This is a genomic window from Thermostichus sp. OS-CIW-29, from assembly GCF_054058195.1.
Map to the genome: position 1 here is coordinate 1 of NZ_JBSSAB010000019.1, position 17,134 is coordinate 17,134.

The window sequence follows — 17,134 nt, forward strand, 5'->3', positions numbered from 1 at the left end:
CACATGGCCGGCACTGCGTTTTTAAAGGGCGTCGGCTACGGTCGGCGCTATCCTTCCCTGCCCTGAAGGACGGGGCTTGCCGCGCCTTTTGGTCAGGGGATCGCCTCAAAGCAGCTTGCAATAGCCATAACTCACCTCTAACCAAAGCTGATCCGGAGCAGGGAGAAATCATCCTCAAAGTCCGTCCGCCCCTGAAAGGATTGGGCCTGATGGATCACCTGATCCAAACTATTGCCAGCGCCCTTGCTCAGCAGGGCTATCAAATTGTCCAGCCCCCAGATTTCTCTCTGGGGGTTTATGACTTCGTAAACTCCATCACTGAACAGGTAGAGATGGCTGTTCTCGGGGATCCGCACCTGATCCCTTTGAAAAGTGAGGTCGGGCAAAATGCCAATGGGCAAGTTGGCAGTCTTCAGCAGGAGCGAATCCTGACCCTGGATGAGCAGGGCAGGTGGGTGGCCGGCACTGGCAAAAGAGAGCAGACGGGATCCCGGCTGGTAAACCCCGTACCAAAGGGTGAAGTACATCTCATGGTGGGATCCCATTTGAAAAGAGTGGTTGAGGGCACGCAAGACCGCGTCCGGCTGGCGGGGATCGGCATCGGCCAAGCCTTGAGTGCGCAACTGGTTCATCACCGACACCGACAACAGAGCGGATCCCACCCCATGCCCCGACACATCCAGCAGATAGATGGCCAGGTGTTCCTCATCCAGCCAATGATAGTTAAACGAATCTCCCCCCAATTCCTGGGAGGGCAAAAAGCGCCACTCGAGAGCCACTTTGCAGTCGGGAAAATAGGCCGGCTCCGGCAGGAGAGAACGCACATAGCTGGCCGCCTCGGCCAATTCTGCCCGTAACCTGGCCGTTTGCTGCTGCAGGTCATAGCTGAGCTGGTGTAAGCGCAGCCCGGCCCGCACACGTGCCCGCAACTCATTGGGGTCGATGGGCTTGCTTAGAAATTCATCTGCTCCGGCATCCAGGCCCTGGATGCGGTCTTCCACCTCAGTGCGAGCGGTGAGCAAAATAAAAAACGTCGTGGAAAACTTGGGATCGGCTTTGATGCGTCGGCAAACCTCCAGCCCATCCATGTCCGGCATCATCCAGTCACAGATGATCAGCCCCGGCACCAGCAGGTGGGCTTGCTCCAGCCCCTCGGAACCGTTGCTGGCCATCTCCACGGTGTAGCCCTGTCGTTCCAGGGATCGCTTCAACACCAGCCGAATCGTCGGATCGTCGTCAACAATCAAAATGGCCGCCATGACCGCTGCACCCCAATCCTGAAGTCAAAACGCATCCAAACCCAACTCCAGCCCGATATCCCATACCGATAGGCAGACCTCTCATCCTAGCTTAGGGGTTGCAGCAGGAAAACCGGCTCGGCAAGCAGTTCACGACAACGGGGAAGGCCTCAACAGCTTCATCCATCGGAGCTGAAGGTGCGTATCGATTTGTGGATCCCCCAAACCGTGGTTGCACGCTACCCAAAAGCTAACCGTTTCCAGATACTAGTGGCGGGAGACAATTCGAGGCAGATTCTGGGCAGATTCTTCTTGAGAGACTTTCATTGGATACAGAGATACAGATCACACTCATCCATCCTTCGCCGACTTAGAGTGAACGTTAAGATTCAATAGCCTTTACCGCATGAGCACATCTCCCCCATCCTTATCCCCTTCCGCCGTTCAGGATTCGCGGGCGAGCTTGCCTCCGGGACCTAGCGAAGCTCACAGGGGAGAAATTCGGCTGGAGGACTTGGACGAGAAGCAATTGTTGGCCTCCCTATCGTCGGTGGTGTTAAACCCGGCAGCTTGGAGTTGCTTCAGCGTCAGTGAAACCAGCCGCCTGCTACGCCCCCTGCAAATCTGCCCTGACTTGACGGGAACTCTTGTTCTCTCCCCAGGGGCCACTGCCGAAGTGGTCTATAAGTTCCTGCTGAGCGACGGTCGGATCGGAACCATGAAGGGGCTGATCTCCATCGAAGACTTCCGCAGCGAGCGGCTGCGCTCCGTTTACGATCAGCTTCACATCGAGAAGATTATACCGGTCTTCACCGAGTCGGTTGTGGTGCAAATCATCGACCATTTGAAACCGATTTTTGCCCGTGACTTGGATGAGCTGCTTTGGCAAGAAAGTTTTTACTTTACCCCTCAAGATCTGCGCCAGCAGGAGTTCTTGTTGCGCGGCCTACGGCCCGAGGCGATCCCACGCAGCTTTCGGCCTCACCTGCAAAGGGTCTACACCCAGATTATGAAGGTGTGTCGCAGCTTGCCCAACATCGCCTTCCAACTGTGTCTGCGGGCCTACTTAGAGTACAACGAGGTCAAGAACAGGCATCTGCTGGCGCTTCTGCTCAGCAAGTATTTTTACACGCTCTACCGCATTGGTGGGTTGGACGGTTGGGAAAGTGGGGATCCGGTGGAGCTGGGATCCCTGCGCTCCTCCAATCGGCAGGCTCGACTCCAGGCTCTTGCTCGCCTTCTAACCCTGGACAACGACAGCGACGCTACCCTGGTGGGCATTGGGGGCAGCGGGCTGGGGGGCAGCTATTTCAGCGGGGAACGGGAGCCTACTGGTGTTGAGATGGTGAGCTCGGAGGAGATTGAAAAGCTGCGGCAAGATGTGGAGGTGGCCCGCGGCCAGATCGCCGAGGCCCAGCAATTGGTGGCCCAATATCAGGAGGAGAAAAAACAGGAACTGCTCAACCGCCTTCAGGATCCGGGAAAGTTTCTTCTCTTCAGCATTCATCAGTTTTTTGACACCCTCTTCGGATCCCTGCCCGGGGAGGTGAAAAGCGAGTACGGGGCAGTTTGGGTGCCGCGCACCTCCTACTTGGATGAGAAGGAGCGAGATGAGCTGACAGAGCATTTGCGCCTGATCACCAGCGAGGCCTATTTGGTCAGCGTTCCCTCTGCCGAGGCCACCCTCATCGGCTATTGGCGAGTTTTGGCCGATTCCTTCTACAACCAATGGGTTTTGAATCAGTACAAGCAGTTGCAAAGCTATGGAGTGGATCTGGAGCAACAGGGCATCCAGATTCTGGAACGAGAACGATTCCTGGATGAGGTTCAGTTGCGCTTTGCCGCCCGCCACCGAGAAATCGTCACCCAAAATGTGGAGAAGATCACCCAAATTGTGGTGGATAGCCTGGCCAAGCGGGTGGCCCTCAACACCGGCCAGCAAAGTTTTCAGGCCATGCGGGCCAAGTTGACCACCGTTTTGGATATGGACATTTCCCGCAAGGACGTGGGAGAAGTCAAGCGGCTGATCGACTACTTTACGGATGTGTTTTTGGGCAAGCGGGAGGAGCTGCGCTCCCCCTATCCGGTGGGCACGATTTTGCAAGTCAAGGCGGCCATTGAGGCTCGCCCCCCCGATAACCGCACCCGCATTGGTCTGGAAATTTTGGGTCAGCTCTACCGCGAGTACGTTCCCCTGCTGGGATCCGCACCGAAATAGGAACGGGGGCAGAGCGGGGGATCCCGTAGGCCGACAGGTTTTGGGCAGAATGGGGACTGGCGTGCTGTCTAGACGGAGATTCCCCATGCGCTACCGCCAGCTTGGCCACAGCCCTTTGCAAGTTTCCGAGATCTGCCTGGGCACCATGACCTTTGGGCAGCAGAATACTTTGTCTGAGGCTTTCGAACAGCTCGACTACGCGGTGGAGCACGGGATCAACTTCATCGATACCGCCGAGATGTACCCGGTGCCGGCGCGGGCGGAAACCCAGGGATCCACCGAGCGCTACATCGGCGAGTGGCTGCAACACCAACCGCGGCATCGCCTGATCCTGGCCACCAAGATCACCGGCCCTGGTCGGCCCTGGCATTGGATTCGCGGCGGATCCCTGTCCATTACCCGCGACAACCTCAGGCAGGCGGTGGCCGGTAGCCTCAAACGCCTGAAGACCGACTACATCGACCTCTACCAGATCCACTGGCCGGATCGCTATGTGCCTCTGTTTGGGGGCGTTGCCTACGATCCCAGCCAGGAGCGGCCCACCGTTCCCATTGCCGAGCAGTTGCAGGCTCTGGCGGAATTGGTGCAAGAGGGTCTCATTCGCTACATCGGCCTGAGCAACGAAACCCCTTGGGGGGTGAGCAAGTTCTGCCAGGTGGCCGAGCAACTGGGGTTGCCCAAGGTGGTCTCGATTCAGAATGCCTACAGCCTCATCAACCGCACGTTTGAAATGGGCCTGGCGGAAGTCTGCCGCCACGAGCAGGTGGGCTTGCTGGCCTACAGCCCGCTCGGATTTGGGCTGCTGACGGGCAAATATCTGGGGGGGGTGAAGCCGCCGGGATCCCGTTTGGCCTTGTTTGAAGGCTTTGGCCAGCGGTACCGCAAGCCGAATGTGGAAGAAGCGGTGGCCGCCTATGTGCAAATTGCCCGCCGGCACGGTCTGACACCGGCCCAGTTGGCTTTGGCCTTTGTGCGCAGCCGCTGGCTTGTCACCAGCACCATCATTGGGGCCACCAGCCTGACCCAACTCAAAGAGAACCTCAGTTGCCTGGATGTGGAGCTGTCCCCGCAGATCCTGGCGGAGATCGAAGCGGTTCACCAGCGCTACCCCAATCCTGCCCCCTGAAAGGTTGGCGAAACCGGTGGCCAGACAGAACTTTTCAGAAGGTTTCCTCGTCTGGGTGTGCGGTTTGGATATCCTCTCCTACACTTCTGTCCGGCCAACTTCCAGGGCCCCTCCCAACCGAGAGTGGGGATCCAAGACTGTAAATCCCGTACCCAGAACCTGAGGTGTGAACGATGCGTGAGCTTTCCCTTTGGCAGGGCTGGAAAACCGCCGCTCTGGTGATCAGTTGCAGCAGCTTGGCCTGGCTTGGGGATCCCGCTTGGGCCCAACTTTCTGATATCAGCACCTATTGGGGTGCCCAGTACATTGCCGGGTTGAATGAACGGCAGATCATCGGTGGCTTCCCGGATGGCACCTTTCGTCCCAATGAATCCATCACCCGTGCCCAATTTGCCGTCATTGTCACCAAAGCTTTTGGCCTAGATACCAACGTTCCTGTGCGCTCCTTTGCCGATCCGATTCCCAGTTGGGCGGCTCCCTCCATCGGCGCAGCGGCAGCGGCAGGGTTTGTTTCCGGCTTCCCGGACGGCACCTTTCGCCCCAACGATGTGCTCACCCGTGCGCAGGCCATCACTGTCCTGACCCGTGCCGCCACCAACGGTAGGCTCATCGAAGATGCCGGCCAAATTGACGCGATCCTATCCGCGTTCGGCGATGCCAATTTGGTTCCCAACTTTGCCCGCGCCCCCATCGCGACAGCGGTTCAGGAAGGGCTGTTGGTGCTCTACCCCAACCCCACTCAATTGAATGCCCAGGCGGTGGCCACGCGGGGGGAAGTGGCTGCCCTTACCTACCAAGCGCTGGCCAAGGTGGGCCGGGTGCCCAATTTGGATCCGCCGGTGGGGGCTGCCATTCCCGGCCCTGGGATCCGTACCGAGCTCCTTGCCCAGGTCACTCCTACGCCCGAACCCCTGACCACGCCAGACATTCCCATTGAGCCTCTGGTGGAAACGCTGCCCGCCGCTCCAGAGGTGAGAACCTTCTTTGCCCGCGAAGAGCTGGGATCTGTAAACCCAGGAGATACGATTACCGTGTTTTTGCTGGGATCCCCAGGGGCGCAGGGATCGTTTTCCATCCCCGGCATTGCCTACAACCTGCCACTGCAGGAAACCCGCCCAGGGCAATACGAGGGCAGCTACACCTTCCGCAGCCAAGACCGGGCCTCAGAAGCGCCTGTTTTTGCCCGCTTGGAGCGGGATGGACTGGTAACCCTGGTGCAGCTGCCGGATAAGACCATCACCATCGGGCGGGTGACCGACACCACCTTCCCCACCATCAGCGAACTGGCCCCTCCCAACGGATCCCTAACAGACAACCCTCGCCCCTCCATCTCAGCCCGTTTCCAAGATGACCAAGGAATTGACCTGAATAGCTTTACCTTGCTGGTGAACAATGTGGATGTCACCGCCCAAGCCCAGCTCACCCGCACCGGCTTCGCCTACACCCCAGCCGAGCCGCTGCCCACCGATCGACCGACCTTGATCGCCGTCCAAATTGCCGATACCAGCGGCAACACCACCATCCAGCAGTGGTCTTTCCAGGTGCAGGCCGCCCAGCCCACTCCCACACCGACCCCAACGCCGACTCCAGCTCTGACCCCAACGCCAACCCCAACACCGGTAGCTACGCCTACTCCCACACCCACGCCGGAAGCTACACCCACTCCCACTCCACAGCCTGGCGGGGAGCATGACTCTAGTCAATAATAAGCTCAACTATACTGAAAATAATGTATAATATGTTCAGTACGGATTACTACCAGTTGATCTTTCTGTTTACTTTCGAGTCTGCCAACATGGTAGCCAAAGCAAAGCAGAAAATTGGTAGTAAGACGACACGGAAACTGCGCTTTGGGTATTCTACTCAAAGCTTTGCGGGATACCGCCATTCTGTTTGGAAACAAACAGAATGCTATCGCTGCATAGTTGAACAGTGATGTTCAGCAGTGTTCAGCGTAAATGTATCAGCCTTCACCTTCTCCTTCTCCAGAAGGACGGTCTCCTGCAGAACCCAAGCCGGAGTCCAGCCCCGAGGCTCAGGAGAGTGAGGCTACAGAGTCTCCTAAGCCAGAATCCCCAGCCCCCCAGCCAGGGGATCCCGGCGGACCGACTCCTTCTCCTTCCCCCAGCCCCTAGGGAAAACTCGATCCAGACCCCGAACAGGCTCAATAGTGTTTTAAGAGCTTCCGATCCCTTAATACCTACTAAATCTAGTGGGCACAAGCGGGGCAGGATGTTAAGCTACTGCCAGTTGTGACCGGATGGGATCCATGAGCTCAACCTTGCAGCCGTTCCTGCATTTGTTGCAGAGGAGTTCCTTTTGGGGGGTGTTGATAGCCGGTGCCGTTACCCCGGTTGCTGCTCAGCAGTTCGAGTTCACCCCTCAGCCGGTGCCCCCCAGGGGGGATCCCGTCCCTACCTTGCCCTTGCTGAGTGCTCCGCCCTCCCCCGGCTCTGCCACGGCCCTGCCACCGGTACCTCAGGTGCCGCAAATGCCGCTGGATCCCACAGCTCCGGCCTTGGATCCGATCCCGGTGGTGCCCGTTCAAGCGGCCCCAGGTGGACAACTCCCCCAAGGCGAGGCCTATTCCTATCAACGTCGGCCCGACCTCAGCCCAGGTGGGGATCTCCCTGGAGCCACGTGGGGCGAGCTGCCTGCCGGCACCCGTATTCTCCTCACGGTCTACCGCCCCATCACTTTCCAGCCCTACCAGGCCATTAACGGCCACCTGGAAGTCTCCGAGCCGGTGGTGGATCGCTTTGGCCAGGTGGTGATCCCGGCAGGGAGTGTAGTGTGGGGCACTTTTGAGCCGGTTTACCGAGAACAGAAGTTTCCTGGTCGGGAGGCGGAGAGCGCCGATCCCCAAGAGCGGGTCGTCGGCAGCCGCTTTGTGGCCAACCGCCTCACCATTGGGTCTTCCACCTACTTGGTGAGAGGCCAATCTGCGCCGCTATCAGTCGGGTTGGATCGCAACGCCGATGTCGGCACAACTGTAGCCCGCGGGGCAGGCTATGGGGCAGCAGGTGGGTTGGCCTTGGGGATCCTCACGGGGGGATGGGGCTTTTTGCCGATCTTGGCCGGCAGCTTGGCCGGCGCTGCGGCAGGCAGTACCAATATTGACCGGGTGGTGACGCTGCAGCCCAATACGCTGGTGGAGCTGGAACTGACCGATAGCCTGATCATCCAATGAACTGGCCAACCCTCTTTTGCCCTGTGGCTGGCTGAAGTGACTCGGGGCAGCTCGGTAGAGTAGAAGAGAGCCCCCTCCATTGGTTCCATGGCCTTCTGGATCTACGTTGTGCCCCCGCTGGCCGGGCTGGTGATCGGCTATTTCACCAACGACATTGCCATCAAAATGCTGTTCCGGCCCTACCGCCCCTATCGGGTTTTCGGCTGGCGCATCCCCTTCACCCCCGGCCTGATCCCGCAGAACCAACCCCGTCTGGCCAAGCAGATCGCCAAGACCATCATGGGATCCCTGCTCACGCCGGAGGAACTGCACAATCTGGCCCGTAAGCTGCTGCAAACCGAGCGCATGCAAGCAGGGATCCGCTGGCTGCTGGGGGTAGCCCTGGATCGGCTGCAAAACCCTGAGCAACAGCAGCAAACTGCTCAGGTGTTGGCGCGCATTTTAGCCGACCTGTTTAACGAGTCGTTGCCCCGCCTGGTGAAGGTGCTTGCCCGTCAAGAAACCTTTTTGGAAGGGCCGATTAACCAACTGTTCGACCAGGTGTTGCTGGAGCTGCGTCTCAGTGCCGAGCAGGCCAAGCAGCTCTCAGAGTGGATCTTGAAGCAGGCGCTGCCCCCAAAGGTGTTGCGGCAGAACTTGGTGGACTTTCTCACCGATCGCAACATCGAATCCCTGGATGAGGAGTTTCGTGAACGAGCGACCGGCTCCTACTGGGTGGTGGCCAACTTGTTCGGCCTGAAAAATGCCCTGTTGCGCCTGCGCACCTATTGTCTAGAAGAGCCGGAAGGGGCAGAAGCCATCTTGGAAGATCTGCTCAAAGACATCAACGCCTCCCGCCGCCTGACCGAGATCCTGCAGAACCTCTCGCTGCAAAACCTGCCGGTTTCCGCCGTGCGTCAGTTGCGCCGTGCCCTCCGCGACGGGATCCAAGATTACCTGCGCAGCCAAGGGCCAGAGGTTATCAAAGGGCTGGGGGAGACCATCGATTGGGAAAAAGTGGCCAGCCTGGTGTTGGGACGCCTGCGCAACTCCAAGGCGTTGATCACCTCCATCGATCAGATCAGCGCCGACCTGGCTTTGGTCTTGGAGCGCTACCTAGAACGGGATCTCGAATCCCTGATGATGCAGGTGATCCCGGTGTTGAACCTGGATCAGGTCATTGCCGATAAAGTCAACGCCACCTCCCCTGCCGACCTGGAGCAGGCCATCCAGCAGATTGTGCGCCAAGAACTCCAGGCCATCGTCAACTTAGGCGGCCTCCTCGGCTTTTTGGTGGGCTGTGTGCAGGTGCTGTTCTTGCTGGGCTGACGAGTTTGGGTTGGGCTTTGACTTTGGCTATGATATGAGAATGCGATTAACAATTCTCCACACTTCGGATCTCCATGCCAATCTACATCCCTGGAACTACTTCACCGGGATCCCTGCGGAGCACGGTCTAGCCAAGCTGGCCACCCTTATTAAGCGCGTGCGAGCTGCCAGTGAGGATCCCGTCTTACTCATCGACAGCGGCGATACCATTCAGGGATCCCCCTTGGGCACCTACTATGCGCAGGTGGAGCGCGTCTCTCCCCACCCCTTGGCCCATGCCCTCAACGCCCTAGGCTACGACGCCTTTACCCCTGGCAACCACGACTTTAACTTTGGGCTTCAGGTTCTCCGGGATTTTGTCGGCGATCTCCGCTGTCCGGTGCTCTGTGCCAACATCCTCCGCCAGAATGGGGATCCCCTCTTCCAGCCCTACCTGATCCGGGAATTGGCCGGGGTTCGCGTCGGCCTGTTGGGGCTGACCACCCCCCGCATCGACACCTGGGAGCGCCCGGACTACATCTTGGGCCTACGCTTTGCCCCCCTGCTGGAGACCGCCCGCCACTACCTGTCGCTGCTGCGACCTCAGGTGGATGTCTTGATCTTGATCCTGCACAGCGGCCCCAACCAATTGCCCCCCCTGCGCACCCCTGAGCATTGGCACAACCCGGATCGCTCCGGCTGGTGCAGCAACAAAAGCCTGGCAGGGGAAAACGAACTGTTGGCCCTGGCCGAGCTGGACGGCATTGACGTCATCCTCTCCGGCCATACCCACCAGACCATCGCCGGTTTGGGGGGATCCCAAGCTCTGGTAGTTCAGCCCGGCTATTGGGGCAGCCACCTCTCCCAGGTATCCCTGGAGCTGGAGCGCCAGGGCAGCCGCTGGCAAATCATCAGCAAAAGCGCACAGCTCCTCTCCGCCGAAGGGATCCCTCCCGATCCCGAACTCTTGGCCTTGACAGAGCCCTATCATCAAGCCACCCTGCGCTACATCCGTCAGCCCATTGGCCAAGCCCGTTCTGCCTATAGCGGCGGTCTGGCAGCCCGTCTGGGGGCCAACCCTCTGGCAGAGCTGCTCCATCAGGCCCAATTGCAAGCAGTGCGGGAGGCAGGATTCCCCGCAGAGCTCTCCCTGGTCAACATCTGCAGCAGCGCCGGCCTGTCAGCAGGCCCCATCTCCCTGCAAGATGCCTACAGCCTCACCGTCTACGACAACACCCTCTGCGTGTTGGAGATCACCGGAGATATTCTGCGGCGCGCCCTGGAACAGACTGCCGGCTATTTTCGCCAGTTGGATCCCAATCACCTTCCCGCCGATCCTGCTGCCGTCGTGGCCCCCGAAGCCCGCGGCTACACCTTCGACCTCTACCACGGCATCGACTACTGCTTCGATCTCACCCGCCCCGTAGGAAAGCGCCTGGTGACCTTACAATTCCGCGGACAGCCGGTGGAACCAGCACAGACCTTTCGCCTGGCCATTAACCACTACCGAGCCGGCGGCGGCGGCGGTTACAGCATGTTCCAAGAAGCCCAAACCCTGTGGATCTCAGCCGATAGCATCCGCGACTTTCTGGTCTACTATATTCACACCCACTCCCCCATTCAACCCATCTACAGCCCCAACTGGCGCCTAATCCCCGACTTGGCCAAGATCTACTTCCCCGATTGCCTGGGCCGGCCACGGGAACATCTGCTGGTCGGCTAGGAAAGAAAAGATATTGACTTCAACTGGCTGAAAGAGAACCCGGTAGAATACGATCAACACAGAGCCTGGTTTGGCTGAGTGCAGCGGCGGTTTTGAAACTGCCAAACTGGGGATATCCGAGTCACTGCTCATTGCTAACACTTGCCGACATCGCCCATGACTGCCGAAGAGAAGCAACCGATGGCCCCAGAAGATACCCATCCTGAACTACAGGAAGAAGAGATCGACGTAGAGGCAGAGCTGGAGAAGCTGATTTTGGAAGATAGCGAAGCAGAAGCCGGTACCTCCTCCGGAGAAACCGCAGCTGAGCCTTCTCCAGATCCCGGTGAAGCTCTCAAGCAGCTCCAGCACGAGTTGGAAGTTGTCCGCCAGCAACTCAAAGAGAAAGAAGACGCCTACCTGCGCCTCTACGCCGATTTTGAAAACTACCGGCGGCGTACCCAGCGGGAAAAAGAAGAGTTCAGCCAAAAAGAACGGCAGAAATTTGTGCTGGAGATCTTGCCTGTTGTGGACAGCTTTGAGCGGGCTCAGCAGCAGCTGAAGCTGGAAACCGACCGCGAGCGGGAGTTGCACAACAGCTACCAGAGCGTCTACCGCCTGCTGGTGGAATGCCTGAAGAAGATGGGCGTCTCCCGCATGAAATCGGTGGGCCAGCCCTTCGACCCCAACCTGCACGAAGCCATAGCCCGTCAGCCCAGCCCAGACTATCCCGAGGATGTGGTAGCCGTCGAATATCAGCCGGGTTACAAGTTGGGGGACTTGGTGATCCGTCATGCCATGGTAGCCGTCTCGGCAGGCAACCCCAGCGCTGAACCTTCCCCCTCTGCCCAGGCCACCAGCGAACCCGGCCCGGAGAGCACTCCTGCCTCTCCCCAAAACCCCCAACCTTCCTAGCCAAACTTGCTCACTTGAACCTTGACAAACAGAGCCAGAGCAGTCTCAGAAACGCTACAGTAAAGCTACGGAGACGAAAGCACCGTCTGAAGGTTTCTGAGGGATTCTGGGCAGAATGCTTTTAAGATCCGTGGAATCGCGTTCTTGGGTTGAGACTTGGCGCACGGGAAGAGGGGGCTATGGGTAAAGTCATCGGGATTGACCTGGGAACCACCAACAGTTGCGTGGCGGTTTTGGAAGGTGGTCAGCCCGTTGTGATCACCAACGCCGAGGGAGGGCGCACCACCCCCAGCATTGTCGGCTTCGCCAAGAACAACACCCGCTTGGTGGGCCAACTGGCCAAGCGCCAGGCGGTTACCAATGCCGAAAACACCATCTTCAGCATCAAACGCTTCATTGGCCGCACCTTTGCCGAGACCGAAGATGAGCGGAGGCGGGTTCCCTACAAAGTCATCCCCGGTCGAGACAACATGGTGGAAGTGGCGGTGCAAGATCGCGCCTACACTCCGCAGGAGATCTCCGCCATGATCCTGCAAAAGCTGAAGGCCGATGCGGAGGCCTATCTGGGGGAGCCGGTGACCCAAGCCGTGATCACCGTTCCCGCCTACTTCACCGATGCCCAGCGGCAGGCCACCAAAGATGCGGGCACCATTGCCGGCCTGGAGGTGCTGCGCATCATCAACGAGCCGACAGCAGCCGCCCTGGCCTATGGTCTAGACAAACAAGATCAAGACCTGCGCATTCTGGTTTTCGATTTGGGTGGCGGCACCTTCGATGTCTCGGTGCTGCAACTGGGCAGCGGCGTGTTTGAGGTGCAAGCGACTGCCGGCAACAACCACCTGGGGGGGGATGATTTCGACCAAAGAATTGTCGATTGGCTCATCCGTCAGTTTTTGGAGACGGAAGGGATCGACCTCTCGCGGGATCGCATGGCCCTGCAGCGGATGCGGGAGGCTGCTGAGAAGGCCAAAATTGAGCTGTCCAGCACCCAGGTTACACTCATTAACCTGCCTTTTATCACCGCCGACGATTCGGGGCCCAAGCACCTGGAAGTGGAGCTGACCCGCGGCAAGTTTGAGGAGTTGGTGCGGGATCTGGTGGAGGCCACCGTGGAGCCTACAGAACAGGCGCTGCGGGATGCTGGCCTCTCCCCTGCAGACATCGACCGCGTGCTGCTGGTGGGCGGCTCTACTCGTATTCCCGCTGTCCAGGAGAAAATTCGGCAAATCTTCAAAAAAAACCCAGATCGCTCCGTCAACCCGGACGAGGCGGTGGCCCTTGGCGCTGCCATCCAGGCAGGCGTGGTGGGTGGAGAAGTGAAAGATCTACTGCTGCTGGACGTGATCCCTCTCTCGATTGGGGTGGAAACGCTGGGGGGAGTCTTCACCCGCATCATCGAGCGCAACACCACCATTCCCACCAGTAAAACCCAGATTTTCTCCACTGCCACCGATGGCCAGAGTGTGGTGGAGATTCACGTCCTGCAGGGAGAGCGGGCCATGGCCAAAGACAACAAAACCTTGGGCCGCTTTCAGCTGACCGGGATCCCGCCGGCTCCCCGTGGGGTGCCCCAGATCGAGGTTTCTTTTGACATCGATGCCAACGGGATCTTGAAAGTCTCGGCTCGGGAAAAGGGGACAGGAATCGAGCAGAGCGTCAAGATCACCAATAACGGTGGCCTGAGCAGCAGCGAGATCGAGCGGATGCGCCGAGAAGCGGAGGCTTATGCCGAAGAAGATCAACGCCGGCGGCAGTTGGTGGAAGCCCGCAACCAGTCAGATAGCCTGCTCTACAACTACGACAAAACCCTGCAGGAGCATGGCAATCGTCTCAGCGAAGCTCGAATCCAGCGGGGGGCTCAGGTGGCGGGCACATTGAGGGCATTGCTGGCAAATGATAACGTAGACTTAGCAACTTTACGGAACGCAATGGAAGAACTGCGGGCTGTCCTGCTGGAGATGGGTAGCGAGATCTATGGAGCTCGCTGAGGATTCTAGGCAACTGCTTGCTCTCCCCCAGCTCCGGTGCCTTGTAGGTCTGCTTCGGTTGTGCTGCCTGACAAGTTGCATCTCAAGTGTGTCTGATGTTTTGATCTTTAACCTCTTCTGAAGCGCTTCTATGGCTCGCGACTACTATGAAATCTTGGGGGTTAGCCGCGATAGCTCCAAAGAGGAGATCAAGCGCGCCTATCGACGGTTGGCTCGTAAGTACCACCCGGATGTCAATAAGGAGCCAGGCGCCGAGGAGCGCTTCAAAGAGATCAACCGTGCCTATGAGGTGCTCTCTGATAATGAGCTAAAAGCTCGCTACGATCGCTTTGGAGAAGCGGGTTTGAGTGGAGCTGCTGCGGCAGCAAGTGGATTCCAGGATTTTGCGGGGATGGGTGGCTTTGCCGACATTTTCGAGAGCTTTTTCACCAACTTTGCAGGGGCAGGAGCCAGCTATGCCCGCAGTCGCCAGGGGCCGGTACGGGGCGATGATCTGCGCTTTGACCTAAAACTGGAGTTTCTGGAAGCCATCTTCGGCGGCGAAAAGCAGATTCGCATCAGCCACTTGGAAGTCTGCAACGTCTGTGGAGGCAGCGGGGCTAAGCCCGGTACGGAGGTGAAAACTTGCCCCACCTGCGGGGGCGGTGGTCAGGTGCGGCGGGCAACCCGCACGCCGTTTGGCAACTTTACCCAGGTCTCGGTTTGTCCCACCTGTGGTGGCAGCGGTCAGGTGTTGGAGGAGCCCTGCTACAACTGCAACGGCGAGGGCTTGGCCCAAACCACGAAGAAACTGCGCATTAACATCCCAGCCGGCGTGGATAGTGGCACCCGTTTGCGGGTTTCCGGGGAAGGCGATGCCGGTCGACGCGGTGGCCCGCCCGGGGATCTCTACGTCTACCTATTCGTGGAACCGGATCCCGACTTCCAGCGAGATGGCCTGACCATTCTCTCGGAGGTGCGGGTGAGCTATTTGCAGGCCATCTTGGGGGCCAAGGTCTCTGTGCCCACCGTGGACTCGAAAGCCGGCCTGGAGGAGGAGGTGGAGCTGACCATCCCAGCCGGATCCCAGCCGGGTACAGTGCTGACCCTGGAGGGCAAGGGGGTACCTCGCATTGGCAACCCGATGTCTCGGGGCGACCACCAAATCACCTTGGTGGTGGAGATCCCCACCCGCATCAGCTCAGAAGAGCGGGAATTGCTCATGCGCCTGGCTGAGCTGCACGGAGAACGCATCAACAAGCGGGATGGTTTCTTGGGCGGGTTGTTGCGGGGGCTGGCCCAGATGCCTGGCAACCGGGAGCGTGAGGAAGAATGACTGCAGAGGCTGTTTCGTCGGAAGAGGTCAAGTTTATCCTTGACCAGCGCGGGATCCCTTGCCCACTTAACTACGTGCGGGCGAAGCTGCGCCTGGAGCGCATGGCTCCTGGAGAACTGCTGGAGCTATGGCTGGATGCGGGAGAACCCCTGGAGCAGGTGCCCAACAGTCTAGCCATGGCCGGGCATCGGATTGAGGGACAGGCGGCTGCCCCCGAAGGCCATCACATTCTCTGGGTGCGTCGCGGCACGCCTGAGTCGGCATGAGCCCGGTGAAACCGGAAGGAAAAGATTGTACCGGCTGGGTGCGCGCAGCGCAGGCCAACTTTTATCGCGTGCGGATCGATCCGAGTTTGGCCGCCCTTTTTCCCGAGATCCCGGCTCAGTTTCCGGCTCAAAAGCCCACCCCGGCGGAGATTCTCTGTACCAGCCGGGCCAAGCTGAAAAAAACGGGCCAGCAGGTGATGGTGGGGGACTGGGTGGAGGTGCGCTTGCCGCCTGCTGCCGCCGACCTCTGGCCGGAGCGGGGGGTGATCGAGGCGATCCTGCCGCGGCGCACTCAGCTGCCTCGACCCGCTATTGCCAACGCAACCCAAGTTCTGGTGGTGGTGGCCCTGGCCGAGCCCGACCCTGAGCCCAACGCCCTCAGTCGTCTGCTGGTGCAAGCCGAGGCCAGCCAACTGCGGGTTCAGGTGGTGTTGAACAAATGCGACTGCGTGGATCCAGAAGTGGCGACAACTTGGGTGGAGCGTCTGCAGAGGTGGGGATATGAGCCTCTGTTGGTCAGTGCCCACACCCAAGCTGGGATCCCCCAGTTGCAACAGTGCTGTCGAGATCAGATCTCGGTGGTGATGGGCCCTTCCGGGGTGGGCAAATCCAGCTTGCTCAATCGGCTGCTGCCGGACGTTCGGCTGGCCACTCAGGCCGTCTCCAGACGTTTGGGCCATGGTCGGCACACCACCCGCCATGTGGAGCTGTTTCCTTTGCCGGAAGGCGGTTGGATCGCCGATTCGCCGGGATTCAATGCTGGCGAAGGGATCCCGCCGGTGCATCCTTTGCAGTTGATACGGTGCTTCCCCGAAGTAAGGGATCGCTTGGGCGCCTGTCAGTTTCGCGATTGCCTGCACCATCGAGAGCCGGGCTGTGGGCTCCGAGATCTGGATTGGGAACGACGGACTTTTTACTTGCAGCTTTTGCAAGAAGTCCAGCAGGTGCAAAAGGCATCGGTGGGCCTTATCCAGCCTGGCCAAGATCCCAGTCTCGCCAGAATTGCGCGAAAGACCCCAATCTGAGGACTATAGTCATTCCAAACTAGATTGAGACACTCCTCAAGCATTCCGTGCAGCTTCTGCGACCACTCCCAGCCCCTCTTCCTTTGGGAGAGGGGAGTTAGGAACCAATACACAAATGTTTCATTCCTGTCTAAAATGACTATAAAACGACCGTAGAATGTCAGGTGGACCAGATCTTGCGGATGGGCAAGGTGAAGCCCGGCAGCACGTCCTCTCCCGATAAGGTTTCCGGATCTTCGACCAATTCCGGCGCTTGCCCTTGTCGGTAGATCATCACCCGCTTGGCCTTGGGATCCAGCAGCCACCCCAGCCGGCAGCCGTTGTCCATGTATTCTTGCATCTTGGCCTGAGTTTGAATCCAAGAGTCGGTGGGCGAGAGGATCTCCACCACAAAATCGGGGCACAGGGGCAAAAATCCTTGGCGGGTTTCCGGATCCAAAGCTTCCCACTTTTCAATCGGGATCCAGGCCAAATCAGGGGAGCGGTCGCTGCCTGAAGGCAAGGAAAATCCGGTGGAAGAATCAAAGCTTTTCCCTCGGCCCGATTGCCGATTCCAAACATAAACTTCCCCGGCAATTTCAAAGTTAAGATTGCCCGTTTCCCCACCGGTTGGAGACATGATGACCAATTCTCCTTGGGCAGTACGCTCCAGCTTCAGCTCAGGATTGGCGGCACAAAGCCGGATAAAATCTGCTCGGCTGAGGGTTATCAGGGGAGATAGATTCAGAGTCAGAGCAGCCATGGTAGTGTGACTCCGCCTGTTTTTGGCCTATCGCTCAACATTTTTACTGCAGCTGTTTCCAAGGTTGGGAGAGTTCTGCAATTCCGATCCCTGTCATGCAAGAGATCCATCTGAGTTAGCTG

Annotated in this window: 13 protein-coding genes and 1 pseudogene; 12 read left to right on the top strand and 2 right to left on the bottom strand. The window is 58.8% G+C overall.

Annotated features, from left to right (window positions below; genetic code table 11):
- Positions 1–137: 137 nt before the first annotated feature.
- Entirely contained in the window at positions 138–1,259 is a 1,122-nt protein-coding gene (locus tag ACVWZJ_RS08115) for a PP2C family protein-serine/threonine phosphatase (RefSeq protein ID WP_457395711.1), read from the bottom strand.
- 442 nt (positions 1,260–1,701) lie between these two features.
- Here ACVWZJ_RS08115 and ACVWZJ_RS08120 point away from each other — a divergent pair, with 442 nt between their 5' ends.
- The 12 genes and pseudogenes from ACVWZJ_RS08120 (at position 1,702) to rsgA (ending at position 16,270) form a co-directional block, all read left to right on the top strand.
- The gene (locus tag ACVWZJ_RS08120; protein WP_457395713.1) at positions 1,702–3,456 is read left to right on the top strand and encodes a hypothetical protein; all 1,755 of its coding nucleotides are present in this window, start codon (positions 1,702–1,704) and stop codon (positions 3,454–3,456) included.
- Positions 3,457–3,541: 85 nt separating this feature from the next.
- Positions 3,542–4,582, top strand: a complete 1,041-nt coding sequence (locus ACVWZJ_RS08125; protein WP_457395715.1) for an NADP(H)-dependent aldo-keto reductase — start codon at positions 3,542–3,544, stop codon at positions 4,580–4,582.
- Between the two features lie 173 nt (positions 4,583–4,755).
- Positions 4,756–6,288, top strand: coding sequence for an S-layer homology domain-containing protein (locus tag ACVWZJ_RS08130; protein WP_457395717.1), 1,533 nt, complete (start codon positions 4,756–4,758; stop codon positions 6,286–6,288).
- Positions 6,289–6,323: 35 nt separating this feature from the next.
- Positions 6,324–6,507 (top strand): annotated as a pseudogene (locus ACVWZJ_RS08135) (hypothetical protein); the annotation flags it as partial.
- Positions 6,508–6,851: 344 nt separating this feature from the next.
- Positions 6,852–7,772: a hypothetical protein gene (locus ACVWZJ_RS08140; protein WP_457395719.1), complete on the top strand. Its 921-nt coding sequence runs from the start codon at positions 6,852–6,854 to the stop codon at positions 7,770–7,772.
- 87 nt (positions 7,773–7,859) lie between these two features.
- Positions 7,860–9,080 carry a DUF445 domain-containing protein gene (locus tag ACVWZJ_RS08145; protein ID WP_414374087.1) on the top strand — a complete coding sequence of 407 codons (1,221 nt, stop codon included), beginning with the start codon at positions 7,860–7,862 and terminating at the stop codon, positions 9,078–9,080.
- A 40-nt stretch (positions 9,081–9,120) separates the two neighbouring features.
- Complete coding sequence (locus ACVWZJ_RS08150; RefSeq protein WP_457395721.1) at positions 9,121–10,782, top strand: bifunctional metallophosphatase/5'-nucleotidase; 1,662 nt, start codon at positions 9,121–9,123, stop codon at positions 10,780–10,782.
- A 156-nt stretch (positions 10,783–10,938) separates the two neighbouring features.
- Complete coding sequence (gene grpE, locus ACVWZJ_RS08155; RefSeq protein WP_457395723.1) at positions 10,939–11,676, top strand: nucleotide exchange factor GrpE; 738 nt, start codon at positions 10,939–10,941, stop codon at positions 11,674–11,676.
- 179 nt (positions 11,677–11,855) lie between these two features.
- Positions 11,856–13,664 carry a molecular chaperone DnaK gene (gene dnaK / locus ACVWZJ_RS08160; RefSeq protein ID WP_414329166.1) on the top strand — a complete coding sequence of 603 codons (1,809 nt, stop codon included), beginning with the start codon at positions 11,856–11,858 and terminating at the stop codon, positions 13,662–13,664.
- A 130-nt stretch (positions 13,665–13,794) separates the two neighbouring features.
- Positions 13,795–14,979, top strand: a complete 1,185-nt coding sequence (gene dnaJ, locus ACVWZJ_RS08165) for a molecular chaperone DnaJ (RefSeq protein ID WP_414329167.1) — start codon at positions 13,795–13,797, stop codon at positions 14,977–14,979.
- Positions 14,976–15,245 carry a sulfurtransferase TusA family protein gene (locus tag ACVWZJ_RS08170; RefSeq protein WP_011434471.1) on the top strand — a complete coding sequence of 90 codons (270 nt, stop codon included), beginning with the start codon at positions 14,976–14,978 and terminating at the stop codon, positions 15,243–15,245. The genes dnaJ and ACVWZJ_RS08170 overlap by 4 nt, the downstream gene beginning before the upstream one ends.
- Positions 15,242–16,270, top strand: a complete 1,029-nt coding sequence (rsgA, locus tag ACVWZJ_RS08175) for a ribosome small subunit-dependent GTPase A (RefSeq protein WP_011434472.1) — start codon at positions 15,242–15,244, stop codon at positions 16,268–16,270. The genes ACVWZJ_RS08170 and rsgA overlap by 4 nt, the downstream gene beginning before the upstream one ends.
- Before the next feature lie 160 nt (positions 16,271–16,430).
- Here rsgA and ACVWZJ_RS08180 read toward each other — a convergent pair whose 3' ends face one another.
- Positions 16,431–17,012 carry a Uma2 family endonuclease gene (locus ACVWZJ_RS08180; protein ID WP_011434473.1) on the bottom strand — a complete coding sequence of 194 codons (582 nt, stop codon included), beginning with the start codon at positions 17,010–17,012 and terminating at the stop codon, positions 16,431–16,433.
- Between the last annotated feature and the right edge of the window lie 122 nt (positions 17,013–17,134).

What these genes read in the sequence shown, in the direction of transcription:
- rsgA (WP_011434472.1), top strand. Translation starts at nt 15,242, where the DNA reads ATGAGCCCGGTGAAACCGGAAGGAAAAGATTGTACCGGCTGGGTGCGC.
- ACVWZJ_RS08150 (WP_457395721.1), top strand. Translation starts at nt 9,121, where the DNA reads ATGCGATTAACAATTCTCCACACTTCGGATCTCCATGCCAATCTACAT.
- ACVWZJ_RS08140 (WP_457395719.1), top strand. Translation starts at nt 6,852, where the DNA reads ATGAGCTCAACCTTGCAGCCGTTCCTGCATTTGTTGCAGAGGAGTTCC.
- ACVWZJ_RS08130 (WP_457395717.1), top strand. Translation starts at nt 4,756, where the DNA reads ATGCGTGAGCTTTCCCTTTGGCAGGGCTGGAAAACCGCCGCTCTGGTG.
- ACVWZJ_RS08125 (WP_457395715.1), top strand. Translation starts at nt 3,542, where the DNA reads ATGCGCTACCGCCAGCTTGGCCACAGCCCTTTGCAAGTTTCCGAGATC.
- ACVWZJ_RS08115 (WP_457395711.1), bottom strand. Translation starts at nt 1,259, where the DNA reads ATGGCGGCCATTTTGATTGTTGACGACGATCCGACGATTCGGCTGGTG.
- dnaJ (WP_414329167.1), top strand. Translation starts at nt 13,795, where the DNA reads ATGGCTCGCGACTACTATGAAATCTTGGGGGTTAGCCGCGATAGCTCC.
- ACVWZJ_RS08180 (WP_011434473.1), bottom strand. Translation starts at nt 17,012, where the DNA reads ATGGCTGCTCTGACTCTGAATCTATCTCCCCTGATAACCCTCAGCCGA.
- ACVWZJ_RS08170 (WP_011434471.1), top strand. Translation starts at nt 14,976, where the DNA reads ATGACTGCAGAGGCTGTTTCGTCGGAAGAGGTCAAGTTTATCCTTGAC.
- dnaK (WP_414329166.1), top strand. Translation starts at nt 11,856, where the DNA reads ATGGGTAAAGTCATCGGGATTGACCTGGGAACCACCAACAGTTGCGTG.
- ACVWZJ_RS08145 (WP_414374087.1), top strand. Translation starts at nt 7,860, where the DNA reads ATGGCCTTCTGGATCTACGTTGTGCCCCCGCTGGCCGGGCTGGTGATC.
- grpE (WP_457395723.1), top strand. Translation starts at nt 10,939, where the DNA reads ATGACTGCCGAAGAGAAGCAACCGATGGCCCCAGAAGATACCCATCCT.